At 34.1% G+C, this 20223-nt stretch carries 17 protein-coding genes and 1 tRNA gene; 3 read left to right on the top strand and 15 right to left on the bottom strand.

What is annotated here, in order from left to right:
* Positions 1 to 32 precede the first annotated feature (32 nt).
* The gene (locus BW983_RS09120) at positions 33 to 569 is read left to right on the top strand and encodes a hypothetical protein (RefSeq protein WP_076551655.1); all 537 of its coding nucleotides are present in this window, start codon (positions 33 to 35) and stop codon (positions 567 to 569) included.
* 12 nt (positions 570 to 581) lie between these two features.
* Here the strand turns inward: BW983_RS09120 and BW983_RS09125 are convergent, their stop codons facing one another.
* The 8 genes from BW983_RS09125 to BW983_RS09160 form a co-directional block, all read right to left on the bottom strand.
* Positions 582 to 1850 carry an adenylosuccinate synthase gene (locus BW983_RS09125; protein ID WP_076551656.1) on the bottom strand — a complete coding sequence of 423 codons (1269 nt, stop codon included), beginning with the start codon at positions 1848 to 1850 and terminating at the stop codon, positions 582 to 584.
* Positions 1851 to 2098: 248 nt separating this feature from the next.
* On the bottom strand, positions 2099 to 2671 hold the full coding sequence (locus BW983_RS09130) for a Crp/Fnr family transcriptional regulator (protein WP_076551657.1): 573 nt from the start codon (positions 2669 to 2671) through the stop codon (positions 2099 to 2101).
* A 229-nt stretch (positions 2672 to 2900) separates the two neighbouring features.
* Positions 2901 to 4421: a T9SS type A sorting domain-containing protein gene (locus tag BW983_RS09135; protein ID WP_076551658.1), complete on the bottom strand. Its 1521-nt coding sequence runs from the start codon at positions 4419 to 4421 to the stop codon at positions 2901 to 2903.
* A 108-nt stretch (positions 4422 to 4529) separates the two neighbouring features.
* Positions 4530 to 5375, bottom strand: a complete 846-nt coding sequence (locus tag BW983_RS09140; protein WP_076551659.1) for a mechanosensitive ion channel family protein — start codon at positions 5373 to 5375, stop codon at positions 4530 to 4532.
* A 302-nt stretch (positions 5376 to 5677) separates the two neighbouring features.
* Positions 5678 to 6412 (bottom strand): SDR family NAD(P)-dependent oxidoreductase, encoded by a 735-nt coding sequence (locus BW983_RS09145; RefSeq protein WP_076551660.1) that lies wholly within the window; start codon positions 6410 to 6412, stop codon positions 5678 to 5680.
* 149 nt (positions 6413 to 6561) lie between these two features.
* Entirely contained in the window at positions 6562 to 6924 is a 363-nt protein-coding gene (yajC, locus tag BW983_RS09150) for a preprotein translocase subunit YajC (protein WP_076551661.1), read from the bottom strand.
* A gap of 10 nt (positions 6925 to 6934) precedes the next feature.
* Positions 6935 to 7444: a DUF1573 domain-containing protein gene (locus BW983_RS09155; protein ID WP_076551662.1), complete on the bottom strand. Its 510-nt coding sequence runs from the start codon at positions 7442 to 7444 to the stop codon at positions 6935 to 6937.
* Position 7445: 1 nt separating this feature from the next.
* Positions 7446 to 8351 carry a transcription antitermination protein NusB gene (locus BW983_RS09160; protein ID WP_076551663.1) on the bottom strand — a complete coding sequence of 302 codons (906 nt, stop codon included), beginning with the start codon at positions 8349 to 8351 and terminating at the stop codon, positions 7446 to 7448.
* A 91-nt stretch (positions 8352 to 8442) separates the two neighbouring features.
* Between BW983_RS09160 and BW983_RS09165 the strand changes: the two genes are divergently transcribed.
* Complete coding sequence (locus tag BW983_RS09165; RefSeq protein ID WP_076551664.1) at positions 8443 to 10104, top strand: ABC transporter ATP-binding protein; 1662 nt, start codon at positions 8443 to 8445, stop codon at positions 10102 to 10104.
* A gap of 99 nt (positions 10105 to 10203) precedes the next feature.
* Positions 10204 to 10539 (top strand): DUF3276 family protein, encoded by a 336-nt coding sequence (locus BW983_RS09170; protein ID WP_002976288.1) that lies wholly within the window; start codon positions 10204 to 10206, stop codon positions 10537 to 10539.
* A gap of 121 nt (positions 10540 to 10660) precedes the next feature.
* Here the strand turns inward: BW983_RS09170 and BW983_RS09175 are convergent, their stop codons facing one another.
* The 7 genes from BW983_RS09175 to BW983_RS09205 form a co-directional block, all read right to left on the bottom strand.
* Positions 10661 to 15700, bottom strand: coding sequence for a DUF4132 domain-containing protein (locus tag BW983_RS09175; RefSeq protein ID WP_076551665.1), 5040 nt, complete (start codon positions 15698 to 15700; stop codon positions 10661 to 10663).
* Positions 15701 to 15726: 26 nt separating this feature from the next.
* Positions 15727 to 16161, bottom strand: a complete 435-nt coding sequence (locus BW983_RS09180; RefSeq protein ID WP_076551666.1) for a hypothetical protein — start codon at positions 16159 to 16161, stop codon at positions 15727 to 15729.
* Between the two features lie 322 nt (positions 16162 to 16483).
* Positions 16484 to 16559, bottom strand: a tRNA-His gene (locus BW983_RS09185).
* A gap of 35 nt (positions 16560 to 16594) precedes the next feature.
* Positions 16595 to 17314, bottom strand: coding sequence for a bacillithiol biosynthesis deacetylase BshB1 (gene bshB1, locus BW983_RS09190; protein WP_076551667.1), 720 nt, complete (start codon positions 17312 to 17314; stop codon positions 16595 to 16597).
* A gap of 82 nt (positions 17315 to 17396) precedes the next feature.
* Positions 17397 to 19049, bottom strand: a complete 1653-nt coding sequence (locus tag BW983_RS09195) for a tetratricopeptide repeat protein (protein WP_076551668.1) — start codon at positions 19047 to 19049, stop codon at positions 17397 to 17399.
* Between the two features lie 92 nt (positions 19050 to 19141).
* Positions 19142 to 20014, bottom strand: coding sequence for a PstS family phosphate ABC transporter substrate-binding protein (locus BW983_RS09200; RefSeq protein WP_076551669.1), 873 nt, complete (start codon positions 20012 to 20014; stop codon positions 19142 to 19144).
* A complete protein-coding gene (locus BW983_RS09205) occupies positions 20004 to 20201 on the bottom strand; it encodes a DUF308 domain-containing protein (RefSeq protein WP_185116862.1) in 198 nt (65 codons plus the stop codon). The genes BW983_RS09200 and BW983_RS09205 overlap by 11 nt, the downstream gene beginning before the upstream one ends.
* Positions 20202 to 20223: the final 22 nt, after the last annotated feature.

Genomic DNA, 20223 nt, shown 5'->3' on the forward strand with positions numbered 1-20223 from the left:
TAAAGCGGGGTATTTGCCCCGCTTTTTTATACATGAAAACTTTTATTCCACTACTTTCTTTAATTACTTATGCTTCAGGTTTTGGCGCCGTAATTTTTATAATACAGATTCTATTAAAAAAAGTAATATACCATCCTCCCAGCACAAGAGATGAAGCTAAAGAAAAATCTTTAAAATATCAGTCCATGCTAGGACTCTGTTTTACATTAAGCATCGCCAGTAATATGGTGAGCAAAGAACTCATAAAACATGATTTCATAAAAATGCTGAAAGAAAATAAGATTACTTTAGTAGAAATCAACGGGTTTTCCTTCTCTCAGGAAGATGCCGCTGATCTTTTCACAAAATTTGAGGGTGATTCCGGACGTTTTCATTGTGAGTCTTATTTAGGATATATTACTTTTGAAAATAATGAATCAATTCCTATTAAAGTTATTCAACATTGTTATGAGGAAAATCAATACATTATTGTCTCCAAGAAATATTCAACTGATGTTACAATTGGGATCATTACAACTTCAAAATTTGACTATATAAAAAATAAAACACTTTCTACAGATCAACAATAGTTCTTAGGATGATTATTTCATCTTCAAAATCTCCTCTCTTCCCGGTCCTATAGAAAGGTACCCCACCGGAACGCCTAATTCTGCTTCAAGAAAAGAAAGAAAATCTGTTAATTCTTTCGGAAGTATAGAAACATCACTGATTGCTGAAAAATCTGCATTCCAGCCATCCAGCCATTTCAATACTGGTTTAGCGTTTTCAGGAAGCACTGCTGCTGTTGTTTCAATAGCTCCACCTTTCAATTCATAATGTGTACAGACTGCTACCGATTTTAAACCGCTTAAAACATCTGCTTTTGTCAGTACCAATTGAGTAACTCCATTGATCATTACAGCATATCGTAAAGCCGGAAGGTCCAGCCAGCCAATTCTTCTCGGACGACCTGTATTGGAACCAAATTCATTTCCTTTAATTCTCAACTCATCACCTAATTCATCAAAAAGCTCTGTAGGAAATTCTCCATTACCGACTCTTGTACAGTAGGCTTTTGCAATTCCAAAGATCTCACCTATCTTTTTCGGTGAAACACCTAAGCCACTACAAGCTCCTGAAGCAGTGGTAGAAGACGATGTTACATAAGGATAAGTTCCATGATCAATATCCAGCATTGCCGCTTGGGAACCCTCTGCCAATATTGTTTTCCCTTCCACCAAAGCTTTATTTAAAAAGAGTTCGGTTTCTGTACAATTAAACTGTTTTAAAAACTCTACAGCATCAAAGAATTCTTCACATAAAGTTTCGAAGTCAGGTAACTTCATTCCTCCATCTGCAAGAAATTGATAATCTCTAACCAAAATATGTTCTACTCTTTCTTTAAAATCCAGAGAGTACATATCCCCGATTCTTACGTTTTGTCTTAAAATTTTATTTGAATATGCCTGAGCGATTCCATTCTTTGTAGTTCCTATGGTAGTATAAGCAGGATTTTCTTCCATGTAAACATCCAAAAGCTTATGAGTAGGTAATACAAAGTGAGCTTTTTTAGAAATAATCAGATTTTTTGCAGGCTGAATAGATTCGTCAAATACCTGAAGATTTAAAATTTCCTTTTTGAAACTTACAGGATCAAGAACCGTTCCTGTACCAATGATATTCTGAACGCCTTCCATAAATATTCCGGAAGGAATCATTTTAAGTGTAATTCTTTTATCGTTTCTCTTAATACTGTGTCCAGCATTCGCTCCGCCATTAAAACGCGCTGCAATATCATAATTCTCGCTGATAAGGTCAATAAATTTTCCCTTTCCCTCATCTCCCCATTGAAGTCCTAATACGATGTCCATATAATTATTTTATGATGCAAAGCTAGGTTGGTTTTAAAAGGAGACCATTGCCATTTGACAAAAACGTGTCTGTATGAATGTATAACGTAGATATTTATTAATCTAGATTCAGTTTTAAATTGGTTATTGAAGATGATTTTTTAGGTTTTGGCTAAAGCCAATTGGAATATTTTTGTAACTAAAGAACGGGTTAAAGCCCGTTCCTATTGAATATTTACAATTCCTATGTTTAAGTTATTTTTTCTACATTACTCATTGATGTTCCTTCTGATACGGCTCAATGATGAAGGCGTTACACCAAGATAAGAGGCAAGCATAGATTGTGGAACTCTGTTGGCAAGCCCCGGATAATGATTCAAAAAGTGAATATATCGGGATTTCGCATCCTGATTAAGCATGATACTTGCTACTTTAAGCTTATTTTCAGCTACAAAACCATGAATTCTGGCAAATAGTATTGGCCAAATGGTTATTTTTTTCTCTAATATTTTGAAATGATCAAGATCAATTACCAATAAGATTGCATCTGTGATCGCTTCGATATCTTCATGGGCTGGTAATTGTTCAGTAAATCCTTGAAAGTCGCCGATAAAACGTCCTTCATATATAAAGTAACGGGTGAAATCATCACCTTGTTTATTATAATACAAAGACCGGAAGACTCCTTCTTTTACAAAAGCAATTTTTTGACCTACCTTTCCTGCTTCTATAAAAGTTTCTCCTTTTTTTACAGTAATTTCACGAATGCCTTCAGCAATAAGAAGCTCATCCTGTTTATTCAGTAGTCCGAATTTTTTGATGTAATTAAAAAGTTCTTCCATATTTTTTTATCCACAGACTGTGGAAAAGTAAAGGTATAAAAGTAGAACTTAAAAACAATTGTCATTTGGTAAAAAGCTTATAAGAGCGTACATACAGAAGCTTGGAAACACATTAATCAATTGATTTTCAAAACGTAATACAATATACATATTAAGCATAATTTTGATAAAGTAAAAGCCTTTATTCATCTCATGATAAAAAAGAAGAGAAACAATCTCGTCTTTTCTATTATTCTTTAATAAACTTATGGGTAGTTTCTCCAACTTTAAGGAAGTAGACTCCTTTCACAAGACTACTTACATCAACTTTGTTGTTATTGATTAAAAGCTTTATTATTATTTTTCCGCTTATATCTATCACTTCTGCATTTGAATCTTTGCTTTTAAGATTTTTCAAATAAAGAATGTCTTTAACAGGATTTGGATAAATACCTAGGCTTACTTTTTGAGCCTCCTGATTTTTCACAGACAAAGTATTTGTGTTATTCAATACTCTGGTGATAATACCTTTACTAGGTGTTTGATGATTTCCAAACATCATGATTTTCTGATCGGGGGTTATAATAGCTGACCTCGAAGTGTCTCTATACCCCAAATCTACATCTACCACTCCATTATTCCCAAAGCCTGTATCAACAGATCCGTTTGGTTTGAATTTCTTGATAAACTGATTCATATCAATAGAATTTCCAGTAGGGCTTGCCATATGCACAACAAATATATTATTACTATTATCTAATAGTAAAGTTGGAAACAATCTATTATTATCAACATAATAATTATCACTGTTATAATAGGGTTCATTTACTATTCCATTGGTACCAAAAGTTGTATCTAAGTCTCCATATTGATTTAATTTCATTAAGGTAATAGCATATTCCCCTGTTACTGAGCTGGAAAACCCATATATATAGATATTATTATCACTATTAGCCGTACCAAAGAGATAAGTAACATAACCTGATAAAGGAGCATATTGTAAATTGTTATTATTATAGGTAGTATCTAAAATACCATCTGTGGTAAACCTAGACTTAAAAAAAATTCCATCGTACTTTTGCCCTATAAATACTAATTTTGAATCATTTTGTTGCATTAAATACCCAGAATTACTTTCTTGTAGTATTATTCCATTATTTCCAAATGAAGTATCAATAGTACCATTTTCATGAAGCCTTGCAATCATATAAACAGTTTCCTGATTAACAGATGTTTGCATACATAATAAAATCTTATTATTATTGGTTAACAGTATATTTGATAATTGAAATGGTCCCACTATTCCATTAGGGTTAAAATAAGAGTCAAAAATAGAATTATTAACAACTCCGTTATTACCGAATGTCATATCATAAGTTCCATTTTCATTTAATCGTAAAATTCTTGATCCCATTATATCTCCCAAAATGATTTTCTGATCAGGTTGAAGACACATTTTTTTCAAACGAATATAAGGGTTAGGATATACAGGCTGAATGGTTACTGTATTGAAACTACTATCTATTGTTCCATCAGCATTTAGTCGTTGAATGAAATTTGTAATATTCTGATTTGCAATAGAAGAACTCCCACTCACAAGTATTTTATTTTGAGCGGTTACAACTCCTGATTCATAAGTAAAATTGGTTGTATTATTCGGAGTATATGTAAATACTCCATTCGTTCCAAAAGTAGGGTCTAAAAATTGATTTTGTGCTGAGAAAACGGCTGCACTGAAGATTCCTAAACAAAGGAATAGTTTCTTAATCATGGTTATTATGTTTGCCAGCAAATATAATTCAATTCTATTAAGAATAATAAATAAAAATTCCTGTATTACTAATTAATACAGGAATGATTATAGACAAATATCTTATAATTATTTATTGTAAATATGCACATCTCTCTGCGGAAAAGGAATTCCGATTCCCGCCTGATCCAATGCTTCTTTACAATCAATAATAAGTTCTTCATTCATTTTCCAGAAATTTTCAGTAGAGGTACTTACTCTGATAGATAAGTTGATCGCGCTATCACCAAGCGTTGTAACCACAACTTGTGGAGCAGGCTCTGTAAGGGCAAGTTGATTCTTTTGAATTACCTCCATTAATATCTCTTTTGTTTTTCTAAGGTCTGCGTCATACGCTATACCAATATCTAAAGATGTTCTTCTCGTACCCAATTGTGTAAAGTTGGTAATACTATTATTAGAAACAACTCCATTAGGAATAATGATAAGCTGGTTTTGTGGTGTAATTAATTTCGTATGGAAAATATCAATTGCCTGTACTGTTCCGGAAACACCCGAATTGGTAGAAATAAAGTCTCCAATTTTAAATGGTTTTAATAACAAAATAAGAATTCCTCCTGCAAAATTTGTCAGAGATCCCTGTAATGCTAAACCTACGGCTAAACCCGCGGCACCAATCATAGCGACGAATGCTGAAGTTTGTACTCCCAACTGAGTTACCACAACGATAAAGAGAAGAATATTAAGTCCCCAATTGATAATATTTAAAAGGAAATGCTGTAAGGAAGGTTCCATATTACGCTTTATAAAAGCTTTTTCTACAAGCTTTTTGATCATCCTGATCATCCACGAACCAATCAGGTAAATCAATAATGCAGAAACTATTGCTGTAAAGATCTTAGGAGCCCAGGCAATTGCTGAAGAAATTAAGGTGTCCCAATGTTTTTGAATGTTATTCAATTCTAAATCGTCCATTTTTATATTACTTATTTATATTTCATATGAATATTTATTCTTTATGGTATAAGTTTTAAAAATGTGCAAAACATTGATTTTTCAAAAGAAATTTGTCCTCAACCCTATAGAGTTAAAGTCATAGCATCATTTATGAAAACAGATTGACAGCAGATCAGATATTTTCTGCTTACTGAATGATCATTTTTAAAAACCGGATCTTACCGATAAGAAATAATTTCGTGTTCTAGAATAACAAAAAAAATACCGAAGTCTATTTATATAATGACTTTTCTGACTTTAATCGGTTAAATTATGTATGATTAGGGAAGTTTTGCAGCTAAACTTTCCGGTAAAAGTCTAAGAATATGATAAATAATTTTCCATTTTAAATTCGGGACAATGGTAAAAGAATTGCCAGCATTAACGATAAACTTTGCAACGTAATCAGGCTCCATGATCAAAGATTCATTAAGTTCAAGTCCGGCATTGATCTTTGTTCTTATATAGCCGATCACCAAAGCGTTCACTGTTATTTTCCTTGAAGCCAGTTCCTGTCTTAATCCGGCAAGATATTGGGTAAATGCAGCTTTTGTACTCCCATAAACAAAGTTACTTTTTCTTCCTCTTACACCAGATAATGAAGATAGTCCGATTATTCTTTCCAGACTTTTATTACTTTCATCCATGGCAATAATGCTCAGAATAGAAACTCCCCCCATATAATTAACCTCCATCATTTGCTTTGCTCCTTTAAAATCTCTTAAAGCCTGGTGATTATCTACCAAAAAACCAGCAGCATATACTGCGATATGCGGTTTCACAGAAAGTTCTTCATAAAATTTCTGATGTGAATCAAAATTCGCAGCATCAAAATACAAAACTTGAACTCTTGAACGATCCAGATTATTAGTGTTCATAAAATCCTCCAAAGACTGTGTGTTTCTTGAAGCGGCTATTACAGAAAAGCCTTTTTCAATATATTGCTTGATACATTGCTTTGCAACATCTGAATTTGCTCCTAGAATGAGAACGGTTTTGGCTGTATTTTGATTCATATCACAAAGATAATTTTTACTAAACACTAATATCGCTAATGTTTTCATAAATCTCCTTAAACAGAATGGTTCATCCTGATCATTTGGTATAAAAAAATTGCGGCGGGTGAACAAGTTCACCCGCCGCAGCTTATTATTTTCAGACTGATTTATTTATTTTCTTCAGTTCCTGTTTCTTTTTTCTCTACTGATTTATCAGCAGTTTTAGCTTTATCTCCGAAACGGCTTTCTGTCATTTCTCTTGATACAGCAGCTTTCTCAAATTTCAGTTTTCCTGACAATGTTTCGATTACGAATCCATCATCCTGAACTTGAGCAATTCTTCCGTGAAGACCAGAAGTAAGTACTACTCTCGTTCCAACTTTAAGGTTTTCCTGAAAGTTTTTTTCCTGCTTTTGCTTCTTCATCTGAGGTCTGATCATCAGGAAATAAAACCCGACAAACATTACTCCCATCATGATCAGCATCATAGGTGAAGATCCACCCTGTGCCTGTAAAAATACTGTCAACATATTTTAAAAATTACGGTTGAATGTTCGCAGTGAACGTTAATTTTATTGGAGACTTCTCTACGTTTGCAAAAACATCAGCATATTTCTGAACGTTTCCGTCAAAGCTTGAAGAATCAAAATGTAAAGTAATTTTTCCTTTTTTTCCTGGTAAGATTGGTTCTTTTGTAAAGTCTGGAGCTGTACATCCGCATCCTGGTTTTACTTCAGAGATCACTAAAGGATTTTTTCCTGTATTTGTAATTTCATATACATGCTCTACTTTGTCTCCTTTTTTGATTTTTCCGAAATCAAAGTTGTTTTCAGATAAAGCGATAGAAGTAGATGGCTCGTTAGATACTGGCGCTGCAGGAGCCTCTCCTGTTACTGCTGCAGTAGAATCTGCTGTTGTTACCGGAGCTGCTAAAGCTGAAGAATCAGTAGCTACAGTTTCTGGGCTTTGAGTTTCTTTGTTTTCTTTTTTACATGAAACTAATCCAAAGCCTATAATTGACAAGGCGATAATTGATAACGTCTTTTTCATTTTATATTCTATTTTGATCTTTACAATATTTATCTAAAATACCATTAATGAAGATATTCGAACGGTCTGTTGCAAATACTTTTGCGATCTCGATATATTCATTAATAATGACTCTTGAAGGTGTGAAAGCAAAGTTATCAAGCTCTGCAAGTGCTGTAGACAAGATTACTTTATCCATTAGGGAAACTCTTTCCAGATCCCAGTTTTCTAATCTTTCCTCAAGCTTTTTCTCATTGTTTTCCCAGTTGTTCAGGGTATCTTTCAATAATTTGCTGGCGAAAGTTTTGTCATCCTCATCTTTAATCATTTTGATCAAAGTTCTGCTTTCTTCATCTTCTCTTAGGAATCCGATGGTTTTCTGCACCATTGAATTGGCAATATGGATATCATCGTACCATGAAAGTTCTTTATCTCCAAGATAATCATGAAAATCTTCATTTTCAGCAATATATCTTAAAAATAATTTTCCGATAAACTTTTGATCTTCTTCAAAAGAATATCCTTCTTCTTTCATGAAATCCTGATAACGTTTTCCAGCAGTAATTCTTTGGAAAGTCTTCACCAATAAATCATCATGCATATCCCATTTCAACTGCTTGTGCTGACCTGTGAAGAATAATCTTTCTGGATTTTCTTCCAGTTTAAGCAATACCTGGTTGTTGATGAATTTTTGGTTAGGATTAATATCAGCATCGGTTTTAAGAAACTTATTCTTACCGATTTCAATTTGATGTTCAGCCAATTCTTTTAGACTTACTAAAAAGTTAAGCTGATAGATATAGAGATAATAGATTTTCTCTATACCAGCGAACATGTTTTTCTCTAAAACATCAAATTTCATAGGGTTCTGATAGTATGAATACACTGACTGTACTACTTTTTCACGGATTTGTCGTCTTCCTAACATTCAAAGAGCTTTTTAATGAGTGCAAAGATACAAAATTTAAAATTGATTGAATTCGTAGTGTGACTACATTTTTGTAATTTTGTAAAACTATATGAAAGCGCTAAAAACCTTAAACCCTTATTTTTGGAAACACAAAATACTATTGTTTTGGGGGGTACTATTTATCATTGCCAGTAATTTTTTTAATATATATAAAGTTCAGTTTGTAGGAAAGTCTGTAGATGAGCTTACAAAAAGTGGAAATCTGGGCTTTAACAATCAGGTTCTGATCTATGTCGGGATCATTGTGGGATGTTCTCTTTTAACTGGGTTCTTCACTTTTATGATGCGACAGACTATTATTGTAGCCTCCAGAAGAATTGAATATGAACTGAAGAATAAAATTTACAGACATTATCAGGATTTATCTTTAACGGATTATAAACAGACTACCATCGGAGACTTAATGAACAGATTAAGTGAAGATGTAGTCGCTGTAAGAATGTATCTGGGTCCAGGAGTAATGTATGTTGCCAATCTTATTGTCCTTGTAGTGATCACGGCGATTTATATGGTAAAAACGGATGCTTCAATGACGTTATGGACTTTGTTGCCACTTCCTATTTTGTCGTATGCTATATATAAGGTAAGTTCTATTATTAATAAAAAGTCGAAAATTATGCAGAAAAGTCAGTCTGCTATTTCGACTTTTGTACAGGACAGTTTTTCAGGAATCCGTGTGGTAAAGTTTTTTGCAAGAGAGAAATATATTGAAAAAAATTACGGAATTAAAGTAACTGATTACCAAAACAAGGCATTGGACCTTGCCAAAACAGAGGCTTACTTTTTTACCATCATTTTATTTGTAATCGGATTATTGAATGTAGCGGTTATCTGGATCGGAGGATCAAAATATATCGCAGGAGAATTAAGCATCGGTAAAATTGCAGACTTCTTCATGTACATCAATACACTGATTTTCCCATTCTCTATGGTAGGTTGGGTAACTTCTGTAAACCAAAGGGCTGAAGCATCTATGCAGAGGATCAATGAATTCATGGATAAAAAATCAGAAATTGTAAATACTAATTTCGAGAATTATCCTATTAAAGGAGATATTGAATTCAGAAATGTTTCTTACGTTTATCCTAATACAGGAATTAAAGCATTGGAGAACCTTAGCTTTAAAATTAAAGCAGGAGAATCTTTAGCAATTATGGGTAAAACCGGAAGTGGAAAGTCTACGATAGCCCTTCTTCTTTGCAGATTAATAGACCCTACGGAAGGGGAAATTCTGATTGACGGTAAAAACCTGAAAGAGCACAATCTGGACAACTATAGAAACTTCATTGGATATATTCCTCAGGAAAGTTATTTATTCTCAGATTCCATTGAAAATAACATTGGTTTTGCCATCGATAATTCATCTCATGAAAAAGTAGTGGAGTATGCTCAGATTGCAGATGTTCATAAAAATATTGTAGAGTTTAAGGAGCAATATAAAACACTTGTTGGTGAACGCGGGGTAATGCTTTCGGGGGGACAAAAGCAAAGAATTTGTATTGCCAGAGCCTTAATTAAGGACCCAAATATCATTATTTTTGACGATTCTCTGTCTGCTTTAGACACCGAAACAGAGCAGAATATTCTTGAAAATATTGATAAAAAAATCAGTAATGCGACATCCATAATTATCACACACAGAGAGTCTAGCGCTCAAAAAGCGCACCAGATCATCAACCTTACCGAAATTACCAATTCTGTAACCGCATAGCTGTTTCGTTCTCAATTGTTAAATAAATCATAAAAAAAATTTTGTGATTAAAAGAATTCTTTTATATTTGTTCTTAACAAGATTAAAAAATATCTAACAATGAGTGAATACAAGGAACGCCATGAAAATGAGATTTTCACTAAGGTGTTAAAAGCAGGGAGAAGAACTTATTTCTTTGATGTGCGCGAGACGAAAGCAGGAGATTATTATCTTACAATCACTGAGAGTAAGAAAAATTTCGGAGAGAATGGGGAAGCTACATTCGAGAAGCATAAAATTTACCTTTATAAGGAAGATTTTAAAAGTTTTCAGGAGATGTTTAATGAGTCCACAGATTTCATCATTAATGAAAAGGGTGAGGATGTAATTTCAGAAAAACATGACAAAGATTTCAAAAGCAGATCTTACACTATAGATTCTGACGACGAAGTTTAAAAAAGAATATCTAAAAACACAAGCATCTGAAAAAGGTGCTTTTTTTATGCCTACAATTGGCTTATTGCAAAAATAAAAGGTACACTTTTGAAAGCATACCTTTTTGATTTTTATTTTCTATTTATACATATTCACGCTTGATCTGTGATAGTATAGTTGGGTCTTGTATTTCATTATCCTTCGCCAATAATAAAACTTTGGATATTACTTCTGCAGATTTCGGATCATCATCTGCAAAAGGAAGGAATAATCTTCCTCTATGCTGTGAATGAACAGGCAATATGGATAAATATATTCCCGGCATCTGATGTCCAACAGCACTTCCCAAATGCACACTATATTCTGCCAACTGCCCTTTTATCAATACATGAGAGCCTTCAATTCTGATATTATCCAGCTTAAATAAGCGTGCAGTTTCTTTCATCAATACACTTCTCATTTCAATAGATGACTGACTAGCCTCGGGATCTATACCACCAACATGAGCTACCGAAACCACAAGGTCTACATCACGCATTACCTCAGAGAACAACCTTGGATTGATGTCTTCAAAAGGAATGTTTTTATAATCCTTTAATGAATGGAATTCTATTGTTTCAAGTGTTGGACTTTCTATATCAGCAGGTGAAAACCAATCTGCCATTGCATAAAGCTTTACCTGGAAGCCTTCTTTATGATATACTTTCTGTAATCCTTCTTCATAATCTACTTTCCAGCCTCTTGTTTTAAGTAATGCCAGTGTTTGCTTCGGCTGAATCTGATGTCCGGCGTAACGACGAGATATTGATTTTTCTTTTAATTCGTCAGGAGTAGGAACATACAGCTCACGGAAAATCTGCTTGAACGGCTGAATCAGTTTTTCTTTAAAGCAATAGTGCTGATAATCGCTCCAAACCGAATGCTGATGTAAGTCTACACAATGAGCAATACGTAAAGTATTTTCTTCATTCAACTCCTGAATTTCACCATGAACATTTACAAGAGCTCCTTCGTGATAGAATCCTATTTTATGATCATTGGAAATGAAGACAAGCTTTTCCAGATGTTTTACGATGACAGGATGTTCAAAAAGGGTTTTAATTTCTTTTAAGAAGAATTCATCTCCCCTGATCATTGCTTCTTCCAATCCTTTTCTTGAACGGGTCCATTGTTCACGCATGATCTTGCGGTTATTGGTTAACTCCACAATGGCTTTATCTTTCTTAATTTTCGGAGGAATAGATTTTAACTGTTTATCATCTCTGAATACAACCAATTCTGCTTTACCATTATCATCTATGATTAAACCAATTGTGACTCCGTCAATGGTAACTTGAGTATCTTTTGATAAAAGGGTTTGAATTTGCTTCGTTTCCATTGCCCATGTAAGTCTTACAGGATCAGGATAGCCGGCATTTCTTGCCAAATTTTCTAAAGCCACACGAATTGCCAAAGCTTCACTCGCCTGCTTCATTGAGCCAAACTCTTTGCTTTCTTTCTTAAATTGCTGGATATATTCATATCGGTTCAGGACATCTTTCTCCGGATTGGCTTTACTTAAAGGAACAAGCCCATATACCCGAAGGTAATCCTGATCACGTTTGTCTTTTACTTTAGCCGTAACTTCTTTGATCTTTAAACTTCCCGATAAGGTATCAGAATACAAGCGGGCTCTTCTGTGTCCGTTTCCGTCTGAAATATATTTTGCAGATTCATATAACATTTCCCAACGGGCTTTGCCAAGTTCTTTATAAGCTTTTGTAAACCAGTCTTTATCCACTGCTCCATCTTTAAATTCCTGAATATCTACAGATGAATATTTGGCAACTCCACTTTCCAGCTTTGAATTCTGTTCTTCATAAGTTCCTGTTTTGGTATGAGCGTGCATCCACCAAATTGCGGAATCCAATCCTTTCCAGCCTAAATAATTACTGATAAGTGACTGCCATTGCGGTGCATATACTGCTGCCTGAATTAATCGGAGTTCTGATATTTTTTCTTTCTTTATAATGTCATCAAAGACCTTCTGTGTATCACTTTCTAAAGGATAACATTCTGAAATGAGTTTAGAAAAGAGCTTTTGCTTCGTCATATTTTCTCTCGCATAAGCATAAATATAATTAGCATATAATCCTGATTTTCCCAGTCCTTTCAGGATTTGAACAAAACGATCCGCTCCATATATTCGCTGAAATTCTTGCACAAACTGAGACACTGCAGTATTGGCATCACCACGAATAAGCTCTACATCAAGAAATTTATCTTGGATTTCAGAAATCATAGGTTTCAGAAAAGCGAATTCTTCCAAAAGGTTTTCATTACTATTGATTAATTTTCCTCTTGTGAGATCCTTGATCGCAGAATCAGCGGTAAGTATTCCTTCATAAAGTTCTTGTTGGGTAATGAGTTTTAATTCATAAGCTTTACAGAACAAATACAATGGAGGAGCCGTTAAGTTTACATTTTCCTTCAAACCTGTCAACTGTGTCCATCTGTAGAGATTCCAGGTTTTAATATATTGCTGATCTGTAAGATTTCTATGAGGAATTCCATCTAAAAATACATTGAAAAAACCAAGCTGCTGCCATCCGTTTCCTCTGTAGCTATAATAATATTCATTGTCTTTAGACTTAAATTTAATGACCTCTTCCGGAAGATCAGCAAACAAAGTACTACAAGCATCAATCAGAAAATCTGTTCTTTCCTGAAACGAAAATTTATACTGTAGAATTTCCAGAATTCTCATAACCGGATTATCCCAATAATAACCATCTTTCAATGGATTAGGAATGAAATCTTTATGATAGAAAACATAATTTCCTAAAAAATCTCTGAATTTTTTACGGTCACAACTATCTATAAAAGTAAGTAAAAATAGATCCTGAGGTTGCAAACCAGAATCTTTGAACCATTGTTCCCATACTTCATGCAAAGGATAGTTTTCAGTAATCTGTTCAGGAGAAAAGCCTTCAATACTATATTTTACAGCCCTGAAACTATTCCCCAATAATAACGTTTCAGAAGAACCATCCCACCCCTCAGCTTCATACTCATGATCTTTATGCTTCAGATAGAGCTTATTCAGTTTTTGTAGTTCATCTTTGATATATTCAACGGATTGGGTAAATCCGTATTTATTTTTTTTAACTGATTGAGAATATATTGATTGGGAATCTACTTTCGGTAAGGCAAATTCTGACATCGCATTAGGGTCATAAAAACCATATCCATTTTCCTCAGAAAGAATTGTTTGATCTCCAGATGGGTTGATCTGATCTAATAATCCTTGTTCTCTATCCGTTATTTTTGATCTCTCAGAGTATTGTGCAATCCAGATTTTAATCTGAGGAGATACTCTTTTCTCTTTTTGAAGCTGTAACATAATATCTAAAGATGCCATCCTTTGCTCAAGGTCGCCTTTATTTATCAATTCCTCCACCAAAGGAATCACCACAATATCTTCCTGCGCAATAACTAATTCTATAAGCTTTTTACGCATTACGCCGCCTTTTCTTTTAAACAGATCAAAGAAAGCCATTACTTCCTCCTTCTTTAAAGGGTTTTGCATCAATACATTGATTCCTGATGCCGTAAGTGCCTCACCTCGGTCTTTTAAAATTTTAAAAGCAAATTCTTTTTGGAATGCAGTTACTTTTTTATCCTTTTTTCCTAGCCCATAAGACAGCGAATAACAATAAAATTCTCCTAAAATATTTCTGGTTAACAACTCTCTCAATGAAAGATCAAATTGGTCAAAATAAGAAAGAACAATATCGAGTTTATTACTATCATCCCCTACCAGATAAAACATAGAAGCATACAGATCACTCTTTTTAAAAGTCGCGTTAAGCCATGAGAATACCTTCCCTTCAAACTTTTTCTCTTTTACATCTGTTTTAAGAGTCAGCTCATGGAGCTTTTCAAAGAAATCTGGAGAATCCGCGTTATTGATAAAAAACTTAGAATCCGTATTAGTATTTAATAAATTAGACATTGGATAACCTGAAAATGCCAATACCTGGATATTTCCATCCAAAATAGCTTTATAATACAAAGGCATCTGAATGTATGGGTCCGCCGTTTCTGTTGCAAATTTAACAGCAAGACATTTCTTTTCCACATCTCCTTTATCAAACAGCTCGTGCAGATATGGAACAGTTTTTTCAACATCCCAGATTCCCTGCACCCAAAGCGCCATATATACTTCATTATTATTTTTACTTTTCATCGCAACCGAAATTTCTTCCGGATTTTGGAAGTAATGATTTGCTAATGATAGAATATTTTTAATGACAGATTCTTTCTCTGCTTCCCAACCTAATCCTGTCCAGGTATCTATAGCTCTTACAACAGATGAAAAACGGGTAAGCTTTTGGTCAATAATCACATTAATCATATACTCCAAAGCCCCAACACTCGTTTCATCCAGCCCTTCTAAGATCGTCTGACGTAAACCTTCCTGACGTTGTGCCGCAAGTAAAAGTTTCTCCACAAGCTCCCAACATTCTTTTTTCTCACTGTTAAGTAAAGCTTTAATGATATTTAGCGATACTTTTCCTTCAGGATGCTTATTGAAAATAATATCTTCAATCAATTGATAGATCGCTGTATTTCCAGTATCGATTGCAGCAGCCCAAACATAAAAACGACTTGAATTATGAACAAATTCGTTATCATAGATAATCTGTTCTTCCAAAGACAAATCAAAATTCTGATCGCCGTTATAAGAATAAACACAAGGAAATATCATTAATTCCCTTATAAAATTAATCTGATTGAGTAATATATAATCTTCGCGATGAGGAGCTCGGAAGGAGCGTCTGGAATAATTACTCTGATACATTTTATACGGCATTTTATTCCATGCATATTTTACAAGCTCAGCATTCTCACCAAATAAATAGACCAACAAATTGTAATATTCCTGATCTTCCCAAATGTCAGGCTTTATATATTCTTTAAATTTTTCAGCATCTTTAGATCCTAAATAAACTCTTTCAAAATAATTAGGTTTTCCTTTTAATAATTTTCCTAATTCGGCAACTTCCTTTGTAAGAATTGGTCTGTCCGGATAAAGCGAAGAGGGGATTCCTTGTTCTGCATGTTCCAATAGATCCTTTCGTTGCTTTTCGTAAAAGTTTTTGACAAGTTTTTTCGATTCTAATTTTTTTGTGATTTCCATGTATTTTGTTTGTTAGTATAATTTGATTACCAATAACTCCCTGCCAGAAAGGTGAGCCTTATAAAGGTAAAGGTGTGTTGTAAATTCAGATCGATTATTTGGGTAAGGTCTTCGAGCTGCTCATCATTGTAAAAAACAGCAAACATTCCATCTTCAAAAGCCAGAATAACATTATCCTGTGCTTTTTTAATGTCAGCTTTTTTAAGATTATAAATACTTCCGAAACCAACTTTACCCGTATCTGTAAGGATATTAAGATAATTATCTGTTGGGATTTTAGTATAGTCTTCATCTTCCAGCTCAAATGATTTTGCATTAAATGCCTCAACCTGCTGCTGAACGATTAGCTTTAATAAATTTTCTAAAGAGATGATTGAATCTTCGAAATTGATTTCAATTTTTTGCTCAGAAAGAACAGGATGTTTCCTCCCCAACTGCTTTACAGTGACTTTTATTTCCATATTTGAACTTAGTGCAGTTAAATATAGGAAATTTTTCGCCTGTTAATGGATCAAATTGAGGTTTTATGATGAATATCAAGAATGGTTAGCAATAAGAAACAGTGAAATTAATTTTACGTTGTTATTATAATCAACAAACAGAATATTAAATAATCAGCAGAATCTATAATTGAAACAATTTTTACCGTTTTTAGTGTCAACAAAGGATATACAAATAAAAAGCAATAAAAAATAATCTGGAAAAGTATAAAAGAGGATATATATTTTTTCCTGAGATTGAAATAAAATAAAAAAGTACACTTTCAAAAAGTGTACTTTCTTTGGGTGAATGAGGGGTCTCGAACCCCCGACCTTCGGAACCACAATCCGACGCTCTAACCAACTGAGCTACAATCACCGTTTTCTGAGTGCAAATATAGGACAAATTCCTCAACTACCAAACAATTCCATCAAAATTTTTCAAAGAAATTAATCTTTCTGACGTAAATCCCTCAGCATAAGCAACTCCCGATAATCGCCCTAAATCCTGAGCACGGTACGTTAAGCTCTCATAAAAGTCTTTTGTGGTAATTGGAGTTTCAGGTTCCTTAGAAGTTGGGTCATAAAATTGAGTTTTATAAGCCATACATGATGCAATCTTCTTGTCAAGAAATTCTGAGATGTCAATAACGAACTCCGGTTTAATATCTTTCCACTGAATATAATGAAAAACATGTTTGGGTCTCCATACTTCCTGAGCCTCTCCCTCTAAAACAGTTTCAATTTTTCTCAGCCCAGACAAAAAGCACGCATCGGATACTAATTTCGCCCCTTTCGCATGATCTGGATGTCTATCATCAATTGCATTGGCTAAGACGATTTCCGGACGGTATTTGCGAATCATTTTTACGATCCTCATTTGATACTCTTCGGAATTTACAAGGAAGCCATCTTTCATTCCCAGATTCTCTCTTGCGGAAAGTCCGAGAATCTTTGCCGCATCAGCCGCTTCTACTTTTCTTGTCTCATCAGTTCCTCTTGTACCAAGCTCTCCTCTGGTAAGGTCTACCACTACACATTTTTTTCCTTCTGAAACCATTTTAGCAATAGTTCCTCCACATCCTAATTCTACATCGTCAGGATGTGCTCCAAAAGCAAGTATATCAGTTTTCATATAATCAAAGATAAGGTTTAAAATAAAAACTTCCCAAACATTACGAATGGGAAGTTTTAATATTTATAATTTAAATTTTAAATTATTTGTTGATCTCTGCATTTAATTTTACAGCATCCTGGTAAGTAGGATCTAACTGTAAAGATTTTGCAACATAATCTTTAGCTTTTGCTAAATCAGAATCTTTGTTCATATAAGCAACTGCGAAGTAAGCATAAGCTAGAGTCTGCTTGTTAGCTTCCTGATCAGCTGGTTTTACAGTACTGATGAATTTTTCGTAAGCTAATTTTGCAGCTTCGTTATTTCCTGCCTGTTGGTAAGAATATCCCTGACTGTAATAAGCAGGAGCCCAATCAGGAAGAAGAGCTGACATTTTTTGCCATGTAAGGATAGCTCCATTCCAGTTTTTAACATCCTGATAAGCTGTAGCTAACTTGAATAAAGCATCTGAATCCTGGCTGTTAGCAGCAACTTGTTTTTTCAATGCATCAATAGCAGGGTTAGTAGGTCCTTTATCTGCTTCTGCTTGAGAAGCACCACCACCTCCTGCGATGTTAGCTAATTCAAGATCCCACTTCATTGTTTCGTCTTTTGCAGCTTTTGCAATAGCGATCTTTTGTTGAGATTCAGTAGTTAAAGCTGATTTCTTAGCAGCATCTTTTTCGTCTTTAGCTAATCCGGCAGCAATAAGTCCTTGTAAACCTTGGTCAGCTGGCTGGATTCTTGTTTTTTCAGCCTGCGAAACGAAAGTGTCCATGTTTTGTTTTGCATCAGTATAGTTTTTGTCTGCATATGCCTGATAAGCTCTTAATTTGAACTTAATAGGGTCATCAATTTTATCAAAAATCTTATCTAATACAGTTTTAGAATTTGCATAATCTTCGTTTGTGAAGTATAATTTTGCAATTTCTAATTGAGTATATGGATCCTCATCAGCATACTTTGTATAGTTGATAAGGTCTTGTGTAGCCTTAGCATTTTGTTGGTATCTAATGTCATAACCAGCTAATGCTTTATATGCAGGCGCATAAGTAGGGTCTACAGCAATCGCTTTATCTACACTTTCCTTAGCTTTCTGCCATACCTGAGCAGCCATCCATAGTGTAGCCATTCTTGTGTATACAGAAGCTTTATTTTTAGCTACAGGCAATGCTTTGTCATAAGCAGACATAGCCTCTCCCGGAGCTCTTTTCAATCTGTAAGCATCTCCTAATGTATAATAGTAATGTGCAGGAACTCCTTTTTTCTCAGCTTTTTCAATTGCTTTAGTTAAGAACTGGATAGCTAAGTCAGGTGAACTGTTTTTCTCAAATAAAGTCAAAGCTTCAGCAGCTCTGAACAATACTTCAGCGTCTTTTTCTCTTGAATCAGTAACTACTTTCTGAATTTCAGCTACAGCATTTTTATCACCTTTACCTAGTTTTACAGTAGCTAAACCAATTTTATTAAGATAGCTTTTTCCATCTGCTGCTAAACCTTTGTTGAAATTTTCAGTGGCTTTAGCATAATCAGGTTCTCCTTGCTTTAAGAAAGTATTTCCTAAATAGAAGTAGTTTTCAGCAGTAGGCTCTTTAGCGATCATATCAGTGAAGTTAGTCTTTGCCTGAGCAAATTTATCACTGTCTATACTATTAATACCATCCTGCAATGTCTGTGCAGAGGCGAAACCGGTAAAAAATACCACAGCTGCTCCAAAAGCAATCTTCTTTACATTCATATTCATTATATCTTTCATTTTATATTTTCTAATAATTGAGTTATATTCTACACAATTTTCAGACCAAAATATTAATTTTAGTGGAGATAAATTGTGAGTTTAATAATTTATTAACGCATCTGCACTTCTCTCTTGTAGATATTATAGGGCTGCAGACCTTCTTTTTGAACAATTTTTTGTCCTAAGTGAGTACATGAGAATCTGATAAATCCGTTAGCGATATTGAAGTTTCCTTCATTGGCAAGGAAATAAAGCACTCTTGTAAACGGATATTCCATACTACGAAGTCCTTCGAAATCTGCAGTGTATGATTTTCCATTGTTTACTACAGGAAGAATCTTTACCATATCTCTCAGTTTTTCGGAATTTTTATCGTAGGGACGACTGAATGTATTAAGTCCTATAACTCCAATTTTATCAGGATATTTTCCTAATTCCTCTACAATCTTCTGATTTCCCGGAATAATGGAAAATTTAAGGTCTTTCGGTTGCTTTTTTAATTTTTCTGCTACAAAGTTCAGATTACTGGAATTTGTTCCATCAAAAATAAAATCTTTATTATCTGATGAAAGCCCATTATTAATTTCTTCCATCGTAATACTTTCCTTAGGAGAGTCTTTTGGAACTACAAAAACTACAGCGTCTGCAGCAAATTTAGCAGGAAGAAACTTCAAGTCTGTTCTTTCTTCGTAAGTTTTGATTTCTTCGGGATTAAGGTTTCTGGACATCACAACAACCTTAGCATTTCCTTTTAAAAGATCAAGGAGTCCTAAATCTTCTTTCTTAGTCTCTACTTTAATATGTGTTTCCGGATAGTTGATCATATAACCATCAGCTAGCGCTTCTGTAACACTTTGAAAGGATTCGTCAGTAAAAATCGTAAGATCTCCTTTGTAATAAGAAGGTGTCTTTTCTTCTTTTTTGCATCCTGTAACGATAATACTTATTATAAAGACAAGTGCAATTTTAAAACTATTCTTCATCTTTCGATTTTTTGATTTTAGCAACTGCTCTATAGATTCTAAAAATACCATATACAATTAAAAGTCCACCCATTGCGTAAGCCACACCAGGTTCCAAAATGGTAAAGAAGAATTTATAGATAATTACTACAATTCCTAAAACGATATAAAACAATCCCGTAACGAGAGATAACCAATTGAACATCATGTAACAAAAATACCAAAAAAAA

This window comes from Chryseobacterium ureilyticum (assembly GCF_900156735.1).
GTDB classification, from domain to species: domain Bacteria; phylum Bacteroidota; class Bacteroidia; order Flavobacteriales; family Weeksellaceae; genus Chryseobacterium; species Chryseobacterium ureilyticum.